This window comes from Streptomyces sp. NPDC048473 (assembly GCF_043200155.1).
GTDB lineage: Bacteria > Actinomycetota > Actinomycetes > Streptomycetales > Streptomycetaceae > Streptomyces.
In genome coordinates, this window is record NZ_JBICXE010000010.1 from 93,259 (window position 1) to 113,740 (window position 20,482).

At 69.8% G+C, this 20,482-nt stretch carries 16 protein-coding genes; 11 read left to right on the forward strand and 5 right to left on the reverse strand.

Annotated elements, in window-relative coordinates; genetic code table 11:
- Positions 1-4 precede the first annotated feature (4 nt).
- From ACGFU7_RS18955 to ACGFU7_RS18965, 3 genes are read left to right on the forward strand one after another with little or no spacing between them, the layout of a single operon-like run.
- Positions 5-868 (forward strand): hypothetical protein, encoded by an 864-nt coding sequence (locus tag ACGFU7_RS18955; RefSeq protein ID WP_393697166.1) that lies wholly within the window; start codon positions 5-7, stop codon positions 866-868.
- Positions 869-2,785, forward strand: a complete 1,917-nt coding sequence (locus ACGFU7_RS18960) for a fumarate reductase/succinate dehydrogenase flavoprotein subunit (protein ID WP_393697167.1) — start codon at positions 869-871, stop codon at positions 2,783-2,785. It begins immediately after the preceding gene.
- The gene (locus ACGFU7_RS18965) at positions 2,782-3,558 is read left to right on the forward strand and encodes a succinate dehydrogenase/fumarate reductase iron-sulfur subunit (RefSeq protein ID WP_393697168.1); all 777 of its coding nucleotides are present in this window, start codon (positions 2,782-2,784) and stop codon (positions 3,556-3,558) included. Before ACGFU7_RS18960 ends, ACGFU7_RS18965 begins: the two co-directional genes overlap by 4 nt.
- Before the next feature lie 3 nt (positions 3,559-3,561).
- On the opposite strand, the gene ACGFU7_RS18970 is transcribed toward ACGFU7_RS18965, so the two are convergent.
- Together ACGFU7_RS18970 and ACGFU7_RS18975 are read right to left on the reverse strand one after the other, a co-directional pair.
- A complete protein-coding gene (locus tag ACGFU7_RS18970; RefSeq protein WP_393697169.1) occupies positions 3,562-4,116 on the reverse strand; it encodes an isochorismatase family protein in 555 nt (184 codons plus the stop codon).
- A gap of 205 nt (positions 4,117-4,321) precedes the next feature.
- On the reverse strand, positions 4,322-4,801 hold the full coding sequence (locus ACGFU7_RS18975) for a MarR family winged helix-turn-helix transcriptional regulator (protein WP_393697170.1): 480 nt from the start codon (positions 4,799-4,801) through the stop codon (positions 4,322-4,324).
- A 170-nt stretch (positions 4,802-4,971) separates the two neighbouring features.
- On the opposite strand from ACGFU7_RS18975, the gene ACGFU7_RS18980 reads away from it, so the two are divergent.
- Positions 4,972-6,045 (forward strand): LacI family DNA-binding transcriptional regulator, encoded by a 1,074-nt coding sequence (locus ACGFU7_RS18980; RefSeq protein WP_393697171.1) that lies wholly within the window; start codon positions 4,972-4,974, stop codon positions 6,043-6,045.
- 164 nt (positions 6,046-6,209) lie between these two features.
- On the opposite strand, the gene ACGFU7_RS18985 is transcribed toward ACGFU7_RS18980, so the two are convergent.
- Entirely contained in the window at positions 6,210-7,199 is a 990-nt protein-coding gene (locus tag ACGFU7_RS18985) for an acetylxylan esterase (RefSeq protein WP_393697172.1), read from the reverse strand.
- Between the two features lie 251 nt (positions 7,200-7,450).
- Between ACGFU7_RS18985 and ACGFU7_RS18990 the strand changes: the two genes are divergently transcribed.
- From ACGFU7_RS18990 to ACGFU7_RS19010, 5 genes are all read left to right on the forward strand, one after another.
- Positions 7,451-8,701 (forward strand): sugar ABC transporter substrate-binding protein, encoded by a 1,251-nt coding sequence (locus tag ACGFU7_RS18990; RefSeq protein ID WP_393697173.1) that lies wholly within the window; start codon positions 7,451-7,453, stop codon positions 8,699-8,701.
- Positions 8,702-8,706: 5 nt separating this feature from the next.
- Positions 8,707-9,699, forward strand: coding sequence for a carbohydrate ABC transporter permease (locus ACGFU7_RS18995; RefSeq protein ID WP_393697174.1), 993 nt, complete (start codon positions 8,707-8,709; stop codon positions 9,697-9,699).
- A complete protein-coding gene (locus ACGFU7_RS19000) occupies positions 9,696-10,604 on the forward strand; it encodes a carbohydrate ABC transporter permease (protein ID WP_393697175.1) in 909 nt (302 codons plus the stop codon). Before ACGFU7_RS18995 ends, ACGFU7_RS19000 begins: the two co-directional genes overlap by 4 nt.
- Before the next feature lie 110 nt (positions 10,605-10,714).
- The gene (locus ACGFU7_RS19005; protein ID WP_393697176.1) at positions 10,715-11,917 is read left to right on the forward strand and encodes a glycoside hydrolase family 1 protein; all 1,203 of its coding nucleotides are present in this window, start codon (positions 10,715-10,717) and stop codon (positions 11,915-11,917) included.
- A 241-nt stretch (positions 11,918-12,158) separates the two neighbouring features.
- Positions 12,159-13,628, forward strand: a complete 1,470-nt coding sequence (locus tag ACGFU7_RS19010; RefSeq protein WP_393697177.1) for a glucoamylase family protein — start codon at positions 12,159-12,161, stop codon at positions 13,626-13,628.
- A gap of 27 nt (positions 13,629-13,655) precedes the next feature.
- Here ACGFU7_RS19010 and ACGFU7_RS19015 read toward each other — a convergent pair whose 3' ends face one another.
- On the reverse strand, positions 13,656-14,726 hold the full coding sequence (locus ACGFU7_RS19015; protein WP_393697178.1) for a hypothetical protein: 1,071 nt from the start codon (positions 14,724-14,726) through the stop codon (positions 13,656-13,658).
- A 135-nt stretch (positions 14,727-14,861) separates the two neighbouring features.
- On the opposite strand from ACGFU7_RS19015, the gene ACGFU7_RS19020 reads away from it, so the two are divergent.
- Both ACGFU7_RS19020 and ACGFU7_RS19025 read left to right on the forward strand, forming a co-directional pair.
- Complete coding sequence (locus ACGFU7_RS19020; RefSeq protein ID WP_393697179.1) at positions 14,862-16,982, forward strand: TPM domain-containing protein; 2,121 nt, start codon at positions 14,862-14,864, stop codon at positions 16,980-16,982.
- Between the two features lie 104 nt (positions 16,983-17,086).
- Positions 17,087-17,800, forward strand: a complete 714-nt coding sequence (locus ACGFU7_RS19025) for a PspA/IM30 family protein (RefSeq protein WP_393697180.1) — start codon at positions 17,087-17,089, stop codon at positions 17,798-17,800.
- Positions 17,801-17,819: 19 nt separating this feature from the next.
- Here the strand turns inward: ACGFU7_RS19025 and ACGFU7_RS19030 are convergent, their stop codons facing one another.
- Positions 17,820-20,369 (reverse strand): SpoIIE family protein phosphatase, encoded by a 2,550-nt coding sequence (locus ACGFU7_RS19030; protein WP_393697282.1) that lies wholly within the window; start codon positions 20,367-20,369, stop codon positions 17,820-17,822.
- Positions 20,370-20,482 lie beyond the last annotated feature (113 nt).

The following is a 20,482-nucleotide window of genomic DNA, read 5'->3' on the forward strand; positions in this document are numbered from 1 at the left end:
TTCCTTGGCCACCGGTACGGAAACAGGAACAGCACCAGGTACGGAACCACCTCGACCGAATGCGGCGGCGACGCGGGCGGCAGGCGTCCACCACGCCTCCCGGGCCGCCATCGCCGCCCGCCATCTGCGGACCGACCGCTGGTGGCTGTCGCCCGCTCTGACGGCCGGCGGGCTGCTCGCCTTCATCGTCTACTCGACATGGCGGGCCTTCTCGAACGCCGACTACTACGCGGCCCCGTATGTGTCACCGTTCTACTCGCCCTGTCTGGCGGAGAACTGCGCCCCCATGCGGCACGGCCCGAACTGGGAGCTCTTCGGCAGCTGGTGGGGCCTCTCCCCCGCCCTGCTGGTCCTGATCTTCCCGCTGGGCTTCCGGCTGACCTGCTACTACTACCGCAAGGCCTACTACCGGGGCTTCTGGGCATCGCCCCCGGCCTGCGCGGTCGCCGAGCCGCACGCGAAGTACACCGGCGAGACCCGCTTCCCGCTGATCATGCAGAACATCCACCGGTACTTCTTCTACGCCGCGGTGCCGGTCGCCGGGATCCTCACGTACGACACCGTGCTCTCCTTCCGCGACGGGCACTACGCCTGGGGCCATATGGGTCTCGGCTCGCTGATCTTCCTGGTCAACATCACCCTGATCTGGGCGTACACCCTGTCCTGCCACTCCTGCCGGCACATCATCGGCGGCCGGCTGCGGCACTTCTCCAAGCACCCCGTGCGCTACCGGCTGTGGGGCTGGGTGGGCCGGCTCAACGCCCGGCACATGCTGCTCGCCTGGGCCTCCCTGATCAGCGTGGCGCTCGCCGACTTCTACGTGTATCTCGTCGCCTCCGGCGCCTTCGACGATCCGAGGTTTTTCTGAATGACAGAGCTCGAACGGCAGCAGTGGGACGTCGTCGTGGTCGGTGCCGGAGGTGCCGGGCTGCGCGCCGCCATCGAGGCGCGGGAGCGCGGAGCCCGTACCGCGGTCATCTGCAAATCGCTCTTCGGCAAGGCGCACACGGTCATGGCCGAGGGCGGGATCGCCGCGTCCATGGGCAATGTGAACTCCGGGGACAACTGGCAGGTGCACTTCCGCGACACCATGCGCGGCGGGAAGTTCCTCAACCAGTGGCGGATGGCGGAGCTGCACGCCAAGGAGGCGCCGGACCGGGTCTGGGAGCTGGAGACCTGGGGTGCGCTCTTCGACCGTACGCCGGACGGAAAGATCTCCCAGCGCAACTTCGGCGGCCATGAGTACCCGCGGCTCGCGCATGTCGGGGACCGTACCGGCCTCGAACTGATCCGCACCCTCCAGCAGAAGATCGTCTCCCTGCAGCAGGAGGATTACCGCGAACACGGCGACTACGAAGCCCGGCTGAAGGTCTTCCAGGAGTGCACCGTCACCCGCGTGCTGAAGGACGGCGAGAGGGTCAGCGGCACCTTCTGCTACGAGCGCGAGTCCGGCCGCTTCTTCGTCCTCGAAGCCCCCGCGGTCGTCCTCGCCACCGGAGGCATCGGCAAGTCCTTCAAGGTGACGTCGAACTCCTGGGAGTACACCGGCGACGGCCACGCCCTCGCCCTGCTGGCGGGCGCACCGCTGCTGAACATGGAGTTCGTGCAGTTCCATCCGACCGGCATGGTCTGGCCGCCGTCGGTGAAGGGCATCCTCGTCACCGAGTCGGTGCGCGGGGACGGCGGGGTGCTGCGCAACTCCGAGGGCAAGCGGTTCATGTTCGACTACGTCCCCGATGTGTTCAAGGAGAAGTACGCACAGTCGGAGGAGGAGGGCGACCGCTGGTACGAGGATCCGGACCACAACCGCCGCCCGCCCGAGCTGCTGCCGCGCGACGAGGTCGCCCGTGCCATCAACTCCGAGGTGAAGGCGGGCCGGGGCTCGCCGCACGGCGGGGTGTTCCTGGATGTGTCGACCCGGATGCCCGCGGACACGATCCGGCGCCGGCTGCCCTCGATGTACCACCAGTTCAAGGAGCTGGCGGATGTCGACATCACGGCGGAGGCGATGGAGGTCGGCCCGACCTGTCACTACGTGATGGGCGGGATCGCCGTCGACTCCGACACCGCGGCCGCCGTGGCCGTGCCCGGTCTGTACGCGGCGGGCGAGGTCGCGGGCGGCATGCACGGCTCCAACCGGCTCGGCGGGAACTCCCTCTCCGACCTGCTGGTCTTCGGACGGCGGGCCGGGCTGCACGCCGCCGAGTACGCGGACGCCATCGGCACGCCGCCGGTGGTGGACGAGGAGCAGATCGACGCGGCAGCGGCGGAGGCCCTTCGTCCGTTCAGCGCGGAGGGCCTGGAGGACGGGGCGACGGCGGAGAATCCGTACACCCTCCACCAGGAACTCCAGCAGACCATGAACGACCTGGTCGGCATCATCCGGCGGGCGCCCGAGATGGAACAGGCCCTGGAGAAACTGGCCACGCTGCGGCTACGGGCGCACCGCGCCGGTATCGAGGGGCACCGGCAGTTCAACCCCGGCTGGCACCTCGCCCTGGACCTGCGGAACATGCTGCTGGTCAGCGAGTGCATCGCCCGGGCCGCGCTGGAGCGCACGGAGAGCCGCGGCGGTCACACCCGCGAGGACTGCCCGACGATGGAGCGCTCCTGGCGCCCGGCCAATCTGCTGTGCCGGCTGGCCGACGAGGCTGCCGAAGGTGCGTCGGGCGGCCGGATCGAACTCCTGCGCAAGACGACCGAACCCATCCATCCGGATCTGCTCTCCCTCTTCGAGAAGGAGGAGCTGGTCAAGTACCTGGCCGAAGAGGAGCTGTACGAGTGAGCAGCTACAACGCGCAGTTCAGGGTGTGGCGCGGGGACCCGGACGGCGGTGACCTGGAGGACTTCGAGGTCGAGGTGAACGACGGCGAGGTCGTCCTCGACATCATCCACCGGATCCAGGCCACCCAGGCGGGCGATCTGGCGGTGCGCTGGAACTGCAAGGCGGGCAAGTGCGGTTCGTGCAGCGCGGAGATCAACGGCAGGCCGCGGCTGATGTGCATGACGCGCATGTCGGTGTTCGGCCGCGAGGAGACGATCACCGTCACCCCGCTGCGGGCCTTCCCGGTCGTCCGCGATCTGGTGACGGACGTGACGTTCAACTACGCCAAGGCACGGGAAGTGCCCGCCTTCGTACCCCCGCAGGGGGTGAAGGCGGGCGACTACCGGATGCAGCAGGTCGATGTGGACCGCTCACAGGAGTTCCGCAAGTGCATCGAGTGCTTCCTGTGCCAGGACACCTGCCATGTGGTGCGCGACCACGAGGAGAACAAGACGGCGTTCGCCGGACCGCGCTTCCTGATGCGGATCGCCGAGCTGGACATGCACCCCCTGGACGCCGCCGCCGAGTCGGGACTCGACCGGAAGGCGACGGCCCAGGAGGAGCACGGGCTGGGCTACTGCAACATCACGAAGTGCTGTACGGAGGTGTGCCCCGAACACATCAAGATCACCGACAATGCGCTGATCCCGCTGAAGGAGCGGGCCGTGGACCGCAAGTACGACCCGTTGGTGTGGCTGGGGAACAAGATCGGCCGACGCGGGGACCGGCCGTGAAGGTCAGCCGAGCAGCTTGAGAATCGCCTCGGTGGTGTCCGTCTCGCCGAGCCGCGGGAAGATCCTCTCGACGCTGTTGCGGTGGGTGTCGGCGTCCATGTCGGTGACCGCGTCCGTGGCAACGGTGACGTGGTAGCCGTACTCGTGGGCGGAGCGGGCGGTGGACTCGACGCCGATGCTGGTCGCGATGCCGGTGACGACGACCTGGGTGACGCCGAGGCGGCGCAGCTGAAGGTCGAGGTCGGTGCCGTAGAAGGCGCCCCAGGTGCGCTTGGTGACCACGATGTCGCCCTCGCGCGGGCCGAGCTCGGGCACGATGTCCGCCCAGTCGGCGGCCGGCTGCCCGGACTGCGCCGGGCCCTCGTTGCGGCCGGGGGCGCCGCCGGTGACCCGGACCAGGACGACCGGGAGGCCCTTGGCGCGGAAGGCGTCGGCGAGGGTCGCGGAGTTGGCGACGGCGTCGGCGGCGGGGTGGGGGGCGGTGGGCAGACTGACAATGCCCTTCTGGAGATCGACGACGACCAGGGCGGTCTTCGGGTCCAGGGTGGTGGCGGTCATGATGGCGCTCCTCTGAGGGGAATGGGGCGATCGGTGGGGTTCAGGTACGGCGCGCACGGAATCCGGGGGCAGGTGTCTCCGTGGGCTCCGGCGCCGCCCCGGGGATCGCTTCCGGGGACGCTCTCGTGGCCGGTCGTCTCGCGGCCGGACGCCTGGCCGGTCATCTCGCGGCGGCGCGTCGTCGCCCGGCTGGACGCCTGGCCGGTCACTTCCCGACCAGGCGGTCGATCAGGTCCGTGGCCTCGGCGACCGTGCGGCGTTCGGCCCCGTCGAGCTCGGCGGCGATGGCCTCGGCGAGCCAGTTGTGCTTGGCGGCGCGGACGGCGGCGAGCGTCGCGAGTCCGGTGTCCGTGATCGACATCACCGACTTCCGGCCGTCGGCCGGATCGGGCGACCGCTCGACGATCCCCTGACTCTCCAGCGCGCCGAGGGTCAGCCGCATGGACTGCGGACGTACATACTCGGCGCGGGCCAGCGCGGCCGTGGTGGCCGGGCCCTCACGGTCGAGTCTGGCGAGCACCGAGCGCTGCGTCGGCGTGAGCAGGCTGTCCGACGACGTGGTGCGCAGCCGCCGCAGCAGTCGGCTGACCACGGCGGTGAGCTGTGTCGCCACCTGCTCGGCACTCGGCTCGGCGAAGAGCTCGGCGCGAGGGTCGGCGGGGGTGGCTTCGGTCGGTTCCGGCACGGCTTCAGCATAAAGATGCACAGGCCATCTTGCAAGGTTGCCTGTCTATTTTTTGGGCGGTCTTGCCCGTCGTGCGGCCTGCGATCTAGGGTGAATGCGCTTTCAAAAGAGGGTCGGTACATGCAACAGCAGGTGCTTCGGTACGGAAGAAGAAGCGGACGGTCGGTCGAGTGAGCGCCCCAACGGTGTACGACGTCGCCGAGCGGTCGGGCGTCTCCATTGCCACGGTCTCGCGGGTCTACCGCACCCCCGATTCGGTACGTGCCCAGACCCGTGAGCGGGTCCTCGAAGCCGCCCGCCAGCTCGGTTACGTACCCAGCGGGAACGCCCGGGGCCTGGCCAGCCGGACCACCGGCGTGCTCGGCCTCTGCTTCCCCGACTACGCCGACGCCGACGCCGAGGCCGACGCGGAGGCGGACAGCGACGCCGACGACGCGGTGATGCTCTACTCCGACCAGATCATCCGCGGCATGGAGCGGGCGGCGCGCCGGCACGGTTACGCGCTGCTGATCGCCGCCTCGCTGGAGGGCGGCCCGGAGAGCCTCGTCGCGAAGGTCGCGGGACGGGTCGACGGCTTCGCGGTACTGGCGCAGACCGTGCCGACCGAGGACCTCGAAGTGATCTCGCGCCGACTGCCGGTGGTGATGCTCGCCGGACCTCGCGAGATCGACCATCTCGACCACATCGTCGTCGCGAACGCCGACGGGGAGCGCGCACTGGCCCGCCACCTGATCGAGGACCACGGGCTGCGCAGGCTGGCCTTCGTCGGGGGCGATGTCGACTCGCCGGACGCCGAGGCGCGGTTCCTCGGCTTCCAGGAGGCGTGCCGCGACGCCGGGCTGCCGGTGCCGGACGAGCCGGATCTGCGGACCGAGATGATGACCCAGGCCGAGGGCGCGCGGGCTGCGGAGGCGCTGCTCGACCGGGGGCCCGAATGGCCTCAGGGCGTGCTGTTCGCCAATGACCAGATGGCGGTGGGCGCGCTGCGCGCACTGGAGCGGCGCGGGGTGCGGGTGCCCGAGGACATCGCGGTGACCGGCTTCGACGGTATTCCGCTGAGCCGGATCGTACGGCCGCCACTGACGACCGTACGCCAGCCGATCCGCCAACTCGGCGAGCAGGCCGTTGAGTTGCTGGTGCAGCGCCTGGGCAACAGCGGCCGCGACCCGGTATCGCTCATGCTCCCGGTATCCCTGATCCACCGCGCGAGCTGCGGCTGCAGACCAAGCCCGTCCGGCGCTTGAGAGCGGAGCCCTCGGCGAATCGAGCCCGTCCGGCGCTTGAGGACGGAACCCTCACGCCGGACCGGGACGCCGGCACCACCCGTCCCGGCACATCAAGCCCGTCCGGCGATTGAGGACAAAGCGCCCGCCGGGCGTCCCCGGCCACCGCCCCGCCCACCCAAACCTCACCGCCCCAGCCGCGCCCCGAAGAACCCCCGCCGAGCCTCCCGCAGCTCCGCCACCTCCGCCGCCAGCCCCTCATGCTCGAAGTGCCCCGCGCTCAGCACCCGCAGCTTTCGCTCGCCGGCCAGCGCATTGTGCACGGCGAACTGCCCCGGCGGCGGCACCGAGGGATCGAAGAGCGCCGCAGCCACCAGCGTGGGCAGCTCCAGCCGCGTCGCGGCTGTGGCGGCGTCGAAGTACCGAAGCACCTCGGCGACCTCGGGGTGCTCCCGGTGGTAGCCCCGCACCGCCTCCCCGCTCCCCACACACGGCAGGGTGAGCCGCAGCGGATGGTTGCCGAACGTCGGCACCGTCAGCTGCGCGGCCCCGAACCGGTCGTCCCAGGGCAGAGCCAGCGCACCGAGCCCGCCGCCGAAGCTCTGTCCGAGGTACCCGAGCCGCGGGCCGCCCTCCCCGGGCGCCAGTTCCGGCACCAGCTCGTGCAGCGCCGACGCCGCACACCACAGGTCCGCCACGCAGTCGCCGATGACATAGGTGTCACGCGATTCGATGCCGTGCAGCACATGACTGTCGGCCACGTCCGGGATGCCCGCCTGCAGGCCGCGCGCCCCCATGCCCCGTACGCACGGCAGGATCGCCGCCGCCCGGGGCAACGGCAGCGGCACATCGGGGCCCGGCTCCTGCCGGCCGCCGTAACCGTGCCCGATGACGAATCCGTGCTCCGCGGCCCCCTCGACGGGCAGCGCGGCCCAGCCCCCGAGCCGCACCCCGCCCACCGAGGTGAAGGTCACCCCGTGAATCCGTACACCGTCGCGCTCGTCCTCCAGCGGGCCGAGTGCCGGCTCCGTGGCGACCTTGCGGGCCTCCTCGTACCGGTCCCGCCAGAAGGCGTCGAAGTCGTCCGGGGCGGCGGGAGCGGGGATGCGCAGCAGGTCGTCGAGCGTGCACCCGTAAGCCGGATCGAAGGGGAAGCCATGATCGAACGGAGCCATGATCACGACAATATCGCCGCCGCCCATGCCGGTACAGACCATTGACCCCATGGACAACGCCGCGAAATAGGTCACATCGTTTCCAATTCCACAAACAGCACGCTTACCGTGCAAGTTGACCATCCAGATGTCCGGCACGTTGCGCGAGTGTGACCTAGCACCCTCTTGCGGATTCCCGAATCTCTGTCGCAGAGTGATGTATGCGCTTACAGGCAGCGCATACATTCGGATTGCTCAAGGAGGAGCCCTCCATGCCCCGCACCGTCAGAAACGCCTCGGTCGGTATCGCAGTCGCAGCCGCGCTCACTTTCGGCATCACCGCGTGCGGCAGTTCCGGTGGCGACGATGTCGCCGCGGACAAGAAGCAGACGATCACCGTCTGGGCCATGGGGGCCGAGGGCGAGAAGCTCGCGGATGTGGCCAAGGTCTACCAGAAGGCCAACCCGAACATCACCGTCAAGGTGACCCCGGTCGGCTGGGACGTCGCCCACCAGAAGCTGGTCTCCGCGGCCGCCGCCGGCACCCTGCCGGACGTGGCACAGATGGGCGGCAGCTACATGGGCGAGTTCGCCGATCTCGGCGTTCTGGAGCCGGTCGACACCAAGACGTTCGACGAGAAGGACTTCTTCCCGTCCGGCTGGCAGCAGGGCGAGGTGGACGGCCAGGCGTACGGCGTGCCGTGGTACGTCGACACCCGCGTCCTCTACTACCGCACCGACCTGGCCGAGAAGGCCGGCATCACCAAGGCTCCGACCAACTGGAAGGAGATGCAGGACCTCGCCTCGGCCTACCAGAAGAAGGCCGGAACCAAGTGGGGCCTGTCCATCCAGCCGAGCGGCCTGGACACGGTGCAGAACTTCTACTCCTTCCTGTACTCGGCCGGTGGCGAGATCGTCAACGACAAGGGCGAGGCCGTCATCGACAGCCCCGAGGCCGTCAAGGCGCTCAAGGAGTACGGCTCGTACTTCGACAAGGGGCTCTCCAACAAGTCCGTGCAGCCCGGCTACGACGTGGTGAAGGACTTCGGCAACGGCCGCGTCCCGATGTTCTTCGGCGGCCCCTGGCACGTCACTCTGCTGAACGAGGGCCAGCCGCAGATCAAGGGCAAGTGGGCGGTGGCCAATGTGCCCGCCGACAAGTCCTCCGTCTCCATGGCCGGCGGTTCCTCCCTGGTGATCTCCAAGGACAGTGAGCACAAGGCGGCCGCCACGGAGTTCATCAAGTACCTGACCGACACCAAGGGCCAGGCCGACTGGTACAAGCGCACCAAGGACCTGCCGGCCAACACCTCGGCCTGGACCTCCGGTGACCTCGCCGACGACGCCGGTCTCCAGGTCTTCAAGAAGCAGATGGACACCGCCAAGTCCTCCCCGTCGCTGGCCAAGTGGACGGAGATCACCGACAAGGTCGACCAGGCCATCGCCAAGGTCACCCAGGGCAAGGCGTCCGCCGAGGACGCTCTCAAGACCGCCCAGTCCGAAATCGAAGGCCTCGTGAAGTAGGAGTCATGCGCACCATGACCTCAAAGGCCGCTCAGCCGGCCAAGGTGCAGGCCGGGCCGGGGGCTTCCGAGTCCCCGGCCACCGGGCCCGCAGGTCGCCGGGGTGGCAAGAAGTCCTCGATGGGCGTGCAGAACCTGGCCGGCTGGCTGTTCTCCACTCCCTTCCTCGTCCTCTTCCTCGTCTTCATGGCGTTCCCGATCCTCGCGACGCTGGTGATGAGCTTCACCGACTTCGGGCTGCGCAATGTCACGCACCCGCTGGACGCGAACTTCATCGGCTTCGAGAACTACGTCAATCTGTTCAGCGACGACAAGTTCCTCAAGTCGCTGTTCAACACGGCGTACTTCGTGGTGATCGGTGTCCCCCTGACGATCTCCCTCGGGCTGGTCGTCGCCGTACTGCTGAACAACGGCATCGACCGGGCGCGGACCTTCTTCCGCGTCGGCTTCTACGCCCCGGTGGTCACGACCATCGTCGCGGTCGCCGTGGTCTGGCGGTTCGTGCTCGACCCGAGCGACGGGCTGATCGCGGGGCTCTTCTCCGAAGTGGGCCTCACCTCGCCCGACTTCCTGGGCTCCGAGACGCTCGCCATGCCCTCGATGATCGCGATGGCGGTCTGGCGCAACCTCGGCACGGTCATGGTGCTCTTCATCGCCGGTCTGCAGGCCATTCCCACCGAGGTACGGGAGGCCGCGCGGCTGGACGGTGCCGGTATCTGGCAGGAGTTCAAGGGCATCACCGTGCCCCTGCTGCGGCCCACGCTGCTCTACGCCACGGTGATCACGACCATCGGCTACCTCAATGTCTTCGAGGAGCCGTTCGTGATGACCCAGGGCGGCCCCTCGGACTCCACACTCACCGTCTCGCTGAACATGTACCGCGAGGGCTTCAACTTCTTCCACATGGGCTATGCGAGCGCCATGGCGTATGTCCTCTTCGTAGTGATCATGGGCATCACGGTGCTGCAGCTCCGACTGCTGAAGGACAACACGAAATGAGCGCCACCAGTGCACCGGGCGCCGTCTCGACGGCGCCGTCGAAGAAGCCCGGGGACACGCGGCCGTCCGAGGCGAAGAAGCCCCGCAACCCGAAGCGTCTCCTCGTCTACGTCCTGCTCTCGGCCGGGCTGCTGGTCATGTCGGCGCCGTTCCTGTGGATGGCTCTCTCGGCCTTCAAGACGCAAGCGGACCTGACGGCCAGCCCGCCCGTGTGGCTCCCGACCGAGTGGACCCTGGAGAACTTCCGGAACCTGCTCGACAAGCTGGATCTGCCGCTGTACTTCATGAACTCGGTGATCGTGGCGGTGCTGGTCACCGTCTCGAACCTGGTGTTCTGCTCGATGCTCGGGTACGCCCTGGCCAAGCTGAACTTCGCCGGCCGCAACAAGATCTTCGGCCTGGTTCTCGGCGCCCTGATGGTGCCCGGCAACCTGATGCTGCTGCCGCTCTTCGTGCTGATGAGCAAGCTGCACCTGATCGACTCGTACGCCGGTCTGGTGCTGCCGTTCGCCGCCGGAGCCTTCGGTGTCTTCCTGATGCGGCAGTTCATGCAGTCGATCCCGGACGAGCTGCTGGAAGCGGCCCGGATGGACGGCGCAGGTGAGTGGTACATCTTCTGGCGGATCGTGATGCCGCTGGTGAAGCCCGCCCTGGCGACGCTCTCGATCTTCACGTTCCTGGGCTCCTGGAACAACTTCGTCTGGCCGCTCATCGCGACCAACGACCCCGACAAGTACACCCTTCCGGTCGCCCTGGCCACCTTCGCCACCGACCCCAACAAGGCGGGCGGATCCAACGGCATGCTGATGGCCGGGTCCCTGCTGGTCGTCCTGCCTGTCGTGGTCCTGTTCATCGTGCTCCAGCGGCACTTCACCCAGGGCATCGCGACGGCCGGCATGAAGTAGCCGTCCCCCTGGGCAGGCCGGCCCGTCCCGGCCGCCCCACCGAAACGTACGAGGCCGCACCCCACACCCCTGCCGGCCACACCCCTTCATCACCAGAGAGACAGTTTGCGATGACTCACACCCAGATCCCGTTCCCCGAAGGCTTCCTGTGGGGCGCCTCCACGGCCGCCCACCAGATCGAGGGCAACAACACCAACAGCGACTGGTGGGTCAAGGAGCACGCCGCGGGCACCCACATCCAGGAGCCCAGCCTGGACGCCTGCGACAGCTACCACCGCTGGCACGAGGACATGGACGTGCTGGCCGGTCTGGGTTTCACGGACTACCGGTTCTCCATCGAGTGGGCGCGCATCGAACCGGCCGAGGGCCAGTTCTCCCGGGCCGAGCTCGCCCACTACCGCCGCATGGTCGAGGGCGCCATCGAGCGCGGCCTGCGCCCGATGATCACCCTGCACCACTTCACCGTGCCGCAGTGGTTCGAGGCGCGCGGCGGCTGGACCGCCGACGGCGCGGTCGAACTCTTCGCGCGCTACGTCGCGGCCTGCGCACCGGTGATCGGCGAGGGCGTCAGCCACGTCTGCACGATCAATGAGCCGAACATGATCGCCGTGATGGCCGGCCAGGCCAAGCGGGGCGACAACAGCTTCCCGCCCGCCGGTCTGCCGACCCCCGACGACGAGACCACCCAGGCCGTCATCGCCGCGCACCACGCGGCCGTCAAGGAGGTCAGGGCGATCGACGCCGGCATCCAGGTCGGCTGGACCATCGCCAACCAGGTCTACCAGGCCCTTCCCGGCGCCGAGGAGGTCACCGCGGCCTACCGCCACCCCCGCGAGGACATCTTCATCGAGGCCGCCCGCGGCGACGACTGGATCGGTGTGCAGTCCTACACCCGGACCAAGATCGGCGCCGAGGGCCCCATACCCACGGCCGACGGTGTCGAGCGCACCCTCACGCAGTGGGAGTACTACCCCTCCGCGGTCGGCTACGCGCTGCGCCACACCGCCGAGGTCGTCGGCAAGGACGTGCCGCTGATCGTGACCGAGAACGGCATCGCGACCGACGACGACAGCCGCCGGATCGACTACTACACCGGTGCGCTGGGCGAGGTCGCGTCCGCGCTGGAAGACGGCCTGAACATCCAGGGCTACCTGGCCTGGAGCGCGCTCGACAACTACGAGTGGGGCTCCTACAAGCCGACCTTCGGCCTGATCGGCTGGAACCCGGAGACCTTCGAGCGCCTGCCCAAGCCGTCCGCCGTCTGGCTGGGCGAGATGGGCCGCACGCGCGCGCTGCCGCGCATCGCCGACTGACGTCGGCCCCCCGACCGGGAGCGACCTGACAGCTCCCGCCCGTACGGGAACCGGCGGTACCTGACGGACGCCGATTCCCGTACAGCTCTGCCCGCGTGGGCCCCGCACGTATTCAGCCCCGCCGACGTGCGGCGCCCGCGCGGGTGCTGTACATATCACGGCGCCCCGCGCCCTCAGTCACGACCGACGAACGAAATCCGCCCACCGCCCACAGTCGGTGGCTCTTCTTCGAGGGGTTCTGATGGACCGTCGCACGTTTCTCACCGCCGCGGGAACAGGGGCTGCCGCCCTGTCTTTCGGAGCCATATCCGCGCCTTCAGCAGGCGCCGCGCAATCCGTGCGCGGCTCGGACGCACCACTGCTCCTGCGCTGGTTCCGCGACACCTACCGCTCGATCGAGGCGATGACGACCGACTTCGGTCTCGCCGTCGACAAGATCGACGTCAGCGGCGCCGCCCCCGTCCAGTCGCGCCAGACGTCTCCCACCAACATCGGCTGCGGCCTCTGGTCGACCGTCGCCGCGGCCGGACTCGGCGTGATCGGCGATGCCACGATGGAACGCAGGCTGGAGCGCACCGTCCGGGCCGTCGAGAAGCTGGAGCGCCACCACGGCTTCTGGCTCAACTGGTACGACGCGCACGACGGTTCGGTCCTGACCGAGTGGCCCGGCACCGGCGACCCGGTGCGTCCGTTCCTCTCCTCCGTCGACAACGCCTGGCTGATCACCGGTCTGCGCATCGCCGCCGACGCCTCACCGGCTCTTCGCCCCCGCGTCGCCCGCATCCTGGCCACCGCCGACTGGTCCTACTACTACACGCCGTACGACCCGGCCGACCCCGTCGCAGGCCCCGGCCAACTGCGCGGCGGATTCTGGACCGACACCGAGGAGCCCACCGGCCACCACTACGGCGCGCTCAACACCGAGCCGCGCATGGCCAGTTACCTGGGCATCGCCGACGGCTCGCTGCCCACCGACCACTACTGGCACCTGCTGCGCACGATGCTCCCCGAGAACGAGCAGGAGCAGCACCCGCAGGGCAGCTACGTCGCCATGGACGGCGTACGCGTCTGGCAGGGGCACTACACCCACCGCGGCCGGAAGATCGTCCCCACCTGGGGCGGGTCGATGTTCGAGGCCCTGATGGTGCCGCTGTTCGTGCCGGAGCCGGAGTGGTCGCCGCGGTCCTGGGGCCTCACGCACCGGCGCTACGTCCGCAGCCAGATCGAACACGGCATGAAGGAAGCGGAGTACGGGTACTGGGGCTTCTCCCCCGCCAACATTCCCGAAGGCGGGTACCAGGAGTACGGCGTCGACGCCATCGGCATGCAGGTCGACGGATACGCCTCCAACACCGATCGCACGTTCACCACGGACGGTGCTCCGCTGCCGCCCGCCTCGGCGTTCACCAACGGTGTGGTCACCCCGCACGCCTCCTTCCTCGCCCTGCCCCATGCGCCGGACGAGGCGATCGCGAACCTGCGTGCGCTCGACCGCGACTTCGGTGCCTACCACGCCGGATACGGATTCCGGGACTCCGTCAACGTCCGCACCGGGCGGGTCAGTGACTACATGCTCGCTCTCGACCAGGGCATGATCGCCGCGGCGCTGGCCCAGGCGATCCGCCCGGGCCTGCTGCAGCGGCCGTTCCGGACCGGCGGGTTCCAGTCGAAGGTGCGGCCGCTGCTCGCCAAGGAGCGGTTCTCCATCTGATCCGCCTTGTGGCGGCGTGCCAGGGGGTCAGTTCCAGCCCTTCCGGTACGCCGCCCAGTCGCCGTCCCGTGCCGCGAAGTCGACGTAGAGCGCGACCCCGAACCGTTCGCGGCCGCGGTCCGTGCGGCCCAGACCCAGTCTGGTGCCCCGGACCGCGGCCGCGACCGTTTCCGCCGACTCGTGGTGTCCGAGGTCGTTCTCGTGGAAGAACGGCAGCCCCATCAGCAGATCGGTGTCCCGGGGCGTCACTTCCAGAGCGAGCGCCGTCTGCTGGGCGACATGGCCGCCGAACATGCCCTCCAGCGGCATCCAGGTGTCGTACGACATGACGGCGATCTGGTCGACCCGGCGTGCGACCTGCCCGAAGAACTTCTGCGACCACCACTTCTGGCGGCCGCTGAGCGCCCCCAGCACACTGTGCGCCGCCGGCAGCGGGTCGATCTGGTGGGCGGCGATCGACAGGGGGACCTTGCGGGCCCGCGTGAGCTCGCGCAGGTCGTCGAGGAGCGAGAGGTAGTTGCCGTCGCCGGAGTGCAGCGGCTCCAGGTCGAAATGAACGCCGTCGAACCCGGCGTCCAGGATCTGCCGGGCCGATGCGACGACCGCGCTGCGGGACGCGGCCCGCTCCAGGCGCAGCCCGTCGGGCCCTTCGGTGGCGAGCTTGTCGCCGAGCCATGCCTGGACCCGGATGCCGGGCAGGGTGCGGTGTACGGCGTCGAGCAGCCATCGCGCCCGGGGGTAGCGGGCTGCGGGCAGGGTGCCGTCGTGTTCCAGGGGCCCGGCGTGGACGTACAGGTCCTTGATGCCGGTCCCCTTGATCCGGGCGGCGAACGCGGCGAGGTCTGCGTCGTCCTTGCGCCCGTCGACCCAGGCGTGGCCGAGCCAGATGGCGTCGCGGCCACGGGTGCGGGTGCCGTCGCCGGGGTCACCCGAATAGTTGAGCCGCAGGGCGACCCCGGCGGTGAGGACCGGCACCACGATCACCAGGACCGCTCCCAGCGCGATCCGTCTCGGCCAGGTCCGCCACAGCCCGCTCCAGCGGAACCGGGCCACCCGGTTCCGCACAGCCTGGGCGATGCGCTTCATCCGCGTACGCACGTCCGTCCCCCTGAATGCCGGTGTGCCGTCGCAGTATGCACGGCACCGGCCCCGATTCCGGTTCCGGTTTCGGACCCGATCACCGGGTCGCGAGTGACAGAGGGTGGACATAGCCTCACAAATGTGATGCCGCTCGTGAGCCGTACCCGGATATCCATACCGGGCCGGGCCCTTCTCGCCGCGCTGTTGACGGTGTGCTGGCTGGCCCTTCCCGCCGCGCTGACCGCTCGCGCGGACGATCCCGTCACCCTGTCCAAGGACGGGCAGATCACCGACAAGGTGGGGGCGCTCGGGGACCGCAGGGACCAGGTCACGGCCGCACTCGACCGGCTGTACGCCGACCGCCGCGTCCAGCTCTTCGTCGTGTACGTACGGGACTTCTCCGGCCGGTCCGCGCAGAGCTGGGCCGATGAGACGGCCAACCGCAACGGCCTCGGCCGCGACGACGTCCTGCTCGCCGTCGCCACCCACGACCGGCAGTATGCGTACACCGTCGAACAGGGCTCACGCCTCACCGACTCCCAGCTCCAGGACGTGGCGAGCACGGCGATCGAGCCCGCGCTCAGGGAACACGACTGGGCCGGCGCGGCGATCGGCGCCGCGAACGGGTACTCCGCCGTGCTGGCCGACAAGGCCGTGCCCACGCCGACGATCACACCCGGTGTCGCCGATCCCGGAACCGGAAGTTCCGCCGGGACGGGCGCCGGAGACCTGATTCTGCCGGTGGTCGTCGTCGGCGGAGCGGCAGCGGTCGCCGGCTATGCGTACACCCGGCGCAGGAGGCGGGCCACGACCCGCACCACGCCCGGTGCGACCGGCTGGGGTACGGGCTCCGCCGGATCGGGCGGGCCGACCCCACCGCCGACTCCGCTGCCGGAGCTCGATGCCCGGGCGAAGGAGACGCTGGTGGACACCGACGACGCGGTCCGCACCAGCGAGGAGGAACTGGGTTTTGCCACCGCCCAGTTCGGCGAAGAGGCCGCAGCCCCCTTCACCGAGGCCGTCACCTACGCGAAGGGCGAGCTGACGGCCGCGTTCCGGTTGCGCCAGCAGCTGGACGACGCCTTTCCCGAGGACGATGCGACGCGGCGCCGGATGCTGGACGAGATCATCAGCCGCTGCACGGACGCCAACACCCGCCTCGACGCCGTGTCCGAGGACTTCGACCGGCTGCGCGCCCTGGAACGTAACGCTCCGCAGGCCCTGGCCACGGCCGAGACCGCCTTCCGCGCCCTCGCCGGCCGCGTCTCCACTGCCGTTGCCGCCCTGACCGCGATGCGCAGCCAGTACGCCGATTCGGCCTCCGCGCCCGTCGCCGGCGCCATCGAACAGGCCAAGGACCGCCTCGTCTTCGCCACTTCCAGCCTCAATCAGGCCCGGCAGTCGGTGGACAGCGGGAACAACGCCGCGGCGGCGGTGTACGTACGGGCCACCGAGGGCGCTGTCGACCAGGCGACCAGGCTCGTCGATGCCGTGGACCGGCGAGGCCGGGAACTCGCGGAGGCAGCGGGCAAACTGCCTGCCGCCCTCACCGAGACGGAAACCGACCTCGCCGATGCGGGCGGGCTGCTCGAAGGCACCGCGGAGGGTGTGCCGACGGCGGATCTACGGGGCCGGATCGCCCGTGCGGAGTCGGTGCTCAGTGATGTGAGGGGGGAAACGCAGGCCGGTCCGTACGACCCCATCGACGCACTGCGCAGGGTGGAGGAGGCCGATACGGCGCTCGACGAGGCACTGGCCGGCGCCCGCGAACAGGAGCAGGGCAACCGGCGGGCCCGCTCCCTTCTCGACCAGGCGACGCTCACCGCGCGTTCGGCGATCGCCGCCGCAGCCGACTTCATCACCACGAACCGCGGAGCCGTGGGCAGCCAGGCCCGCACCCGTCTCGCGGAGGCCCAGCGGCGGATCGACCGGTCCCGTGAACTGGCCGGGACCGACGATCCCCAGGGCGCGCTGGCCGAGGCGCAGCAGGCGGACTCCCTGGCCGGGCAGGCCCGGAGTCTGGCCGAACAGGATGTGCGGTCGTACGGGGGCCGGAGCGGCCCGGGCGGTGTGCAGGGAGGGGGCGGCGGCGGGGTCGGCGGCGCGGTGCTCGGCGGGATCATCCTCGGGGGACTCCTGGGCGGCGGTGGGGGCGGCCGCGGCGGCGGGGGTTACGGAGGAGGGTTCGGCGGGGGTTACGGAGGGGGCGGCGGGCCGGGCAGTTTCGGCGGCGGGGGCACGCGCGGCCGGCGGGGCGGCGGCGGCCGCTTCTGAGCCGACGGCACGGGCATCGCCTCAAGGACTTCAAAGGACTTCAAGGGGCTTCAAGGGGCTTCAAGGGGCTTCATTCGTACGAATTCACCCACAGGAGAGGTGCCATGACCAAGCAGACCATCCTCGGCCGCGTCACCCAGCTGGCGAAGGCCAATATCAACGCGTTGCTGGATCAGGCGGAGGATCCGCAGAAGATGCTGGACCAGCTGATCCGCGACTACACGGCCAACATCTCGGAGGCCGAGCAGGCGGTCGCCGCGACCATCGGCAATCTGCGGCTGATGGAGCAGGACCACAAGGAGGATGTCGGCGCGGCCAAGGAGTGGGGCGACAAGGCGCTCGCCGCCAGTCGCAAGGCCGACGAGCTGCGGGCGGGCGGGGCGGGCGCGGAGGCGGACAAGTTCGACAACCTGGCCAAGGTCGCGCTCGGCCGTCAGCTCCAGTCGGAGAAGGAGGCGAAGACCGCGGAGCCGACCATCGCCTCGCAGACCGAGGTGGTGGACAAGCTCAAGTCCGGCCTGGACCAGATGAAGATCAAGCTGACGGAGCTGAAGTCCAAGCGCGACGAGCTCGTCGCACGTGCCAAGTCCGCCCAGGCGCAGAACCGGATGATGGACTCCGTCAAGAACATCGATGTGCTCGACCCGACCAGTGAGCTCAGCCGTTTCGAGGACAAGGTACGGCGCGAGGAGGCGAGGGCGCTGGGCAAGCAGGAGCTCGCCGCGTCGTCCCTGGACGCCCAGTTCGAGCAGTTGGACAGCCTGGGCGACAGCGCCGAGGTCGAGGCCCGTCTCGCCGCCCTGAAAACGGCCTCATGACGTGAAGCCCCGGCACCGCTCAGTACATGCTCAGCAGCTGCTCGACCGTGCGCTCGGCGGCCGGCTCCCCGTCGGGCAGCGCCAGTTCGAACCAGACAGTCTTGCCGCGCGGTGTCCGTCTGGACCCCCAGGCCACACTCAGCAGCCCGACCAGTTGCAGCCCGCGCCCGCCCTCATCGGTGTCGCGTGCCCGCCGTCGCCGCGGCTGGACGAGACCCGCGTCCCATACCTCGCACACGAGCGTACGGTCGCGCAGCAGCCGGAGCCGGATCTCACCCTCGCCGTACCGCAGGGCGTTGGTGACCAGTTCGCTGACCAGTAGTTCAGTGGTGTCGACCAGCTCTTCGAGGTCCCAGGCGAGCAACTGGCCACGGGCCAGTTCGCGGGCGCGGCCGACGGAGCGGGGTTCGGGGGGCAGCCGCCAGTCGCCGACGGCGTCGGCCTCCATCCCCTGGATGCGGGCCATGAGCAGGGCGATGTCGTCCTCGCCGTGCCGGGTGTCGAGGGTGGTCAGTACGTGGTCGCAGACGTCTTCGAGTGGCCGTTCCGGTTCGACGAGCGCACCGCGCAGGGCATCCAGTCCTTCGTCGAGCGGATGGTCGCGGGACTCGACGAGGCCGTCCGTGTAGAGGGCGAGCAGGGCGCCCTCCTTCAGTTCGACCTCGACTTCCTCGAAGGGTTCGCCGCCGACGCCGAGCGGCATCCCGGGCGGGACGTCGAGCAGCATGGCCGGTTCGCCCGGCTCGACCACGGCAGGCGGGAGATGGCCGGCGTTGGCGAAGGTGCAGCGCCGGGTGACCGGGTCGTAGACCGCGTAGACGCAGGTCGCCAGGTAGACCTCGGAGAGGTCTGCCTCGCGGGACTTGTGAGCGGCCCGAGAGGGCCACTGGGCGCCGCCGCCGAAACCGTCGGATGAGGAGGGGCTGCCGGGGGTGCCGAGCCCGCGGGCGACCTCGTCGAGTGCGGAGAGCACCTCGGCGGGTTCCAGGTCCAGGAGGGCCAGGGTCCGTACGGCGGTGCGCAGTTCGCCCATGGCCACGGCGGCTCGCAGGCCGCGGCCCATGACGTCGCCGACGACGAGGGCGGTCCGGTGGCCGGGGAGTTCGATCACGTCGAACCAGTCGCCGCCCACCTCGGTGGCCGTGTTGCCGGGGAGGTAGCGGCAGGCGATGTCGAGGCCGGCGGCCACCGGGTCGCCGGGTGGCAGGAGGCTGCGCTGGAGGATCAGTGCGCGCTCGTGCTCGCGCCGGTAGAGGCGGGCGTTGTCGATACAGACCGCGGCGCGGGCTGCGAGCTCGGTGGCCAGCGCACGGTCCCTCTCGCCGAAGGGTTCGCTGCCCTTCGTACGGGAGAACTGGACGAGACCGACCACCGTGTCGTGGGCGACCATCGGTACGGCGAGCGTGGACTGGACGAAGCCCCGGTCGTCGCCGGGCACATCCTCGACATGACCGGTGCGCAGGGCGATGGCACAGGGCGAGTTGTACGAGAAGCGGTGTACGGCGCCGAGCGCGGGCGGACCGGTGCCCGGGCCGGGAGCGGCGGTGACGGGCAGGGCGTCCGACACGGCGCTGGCAAGCGCGACACGGCGCAGTTCGGCGGAGCCGCCGACGGACTCCTGGCGGAGCGAATCCCAGCTGCCGGGAGGCGCGTCGTCGCCGGTGAGCAGCCCCTGGTAGAGGTCGACGGAGGCGAGGTCGCAGAAGCCGGGCACGGCGACATCGAGGAGTTCGCGGGCGGTGGTCTCCAGGTCGAGGGAGTTGCCGATACGGGCACTGGCCTCGTTGAGCAGGGCGAGATTGCGGCGGGCGCTGGCGGCCTCGCGGGCGGCGATGTGCCGTCGGGTCACATCGGTGGCCAGTCCGGCGATGCCGATGGGGCGGCCCGATCCGCTGTGCACGCGGTAGAGGTTCATGGACCAGTGGCGGCTGTCGCTGTCGCCGGGCGCGGTGCCGACGAGCTGGAGATCGGTGACGGATGCGCCGGTCTCCAGAACGCGCTCCAGCGTGGCGGTGAGCCGGTCGGCCTCGGGGCGGGACAGGTAGTCGTCGACCGTACGGCCGCGGTGGTCGGCGGCCTGACCGCCGAAGACGGTGGCGAAGCGCTGGTTGGCCCGTATCACCGTGAGGTCCGTACCGAACAGCACGAACCCGAAGGGCGATTGGCCGAATATGGCCTGTGACGCAGCAAGGTCCGTCTCGATGCGGCGCAGCGCGCGGACGTCCACGACGATGCAGAGCGCGGCCCGTTCCCCGGCCTCCGTCTCGCTCGGCATCACATAGATCTCGGCGACCCCGTGCACGGGGTCCTCTCCCGGCATCCGGAAAGGGACGAGGCCCGTCCACTCCTTGCCGTCGAGGATCTCACCGACCCGGCGGCGGCCGTCCGTGCGCAGTTCGGCAGGCATGAATGCCTCGACCGGATCCATGCCCACCGCTTTGTCTGCGGGAACGCCGAAGAGGCCGGCGGCCCGCCGGCTCCACTGCTCGATCAGGCCGTCGGGGCCGATCGAGAAGGAGGCGACCCTGATGTAGTCATAGATCGAGCCAGGCGGGCTGCTCTGCCACACAATGCTGCCCGCTGTCCCAGGTATTTCGCTCACGCGACCGTCCCCTCCAGCTCACACACCGGACCGGTCCTGCCCGCAGTATTCAGCACTACGGCCCCTACCGACACGGCGTT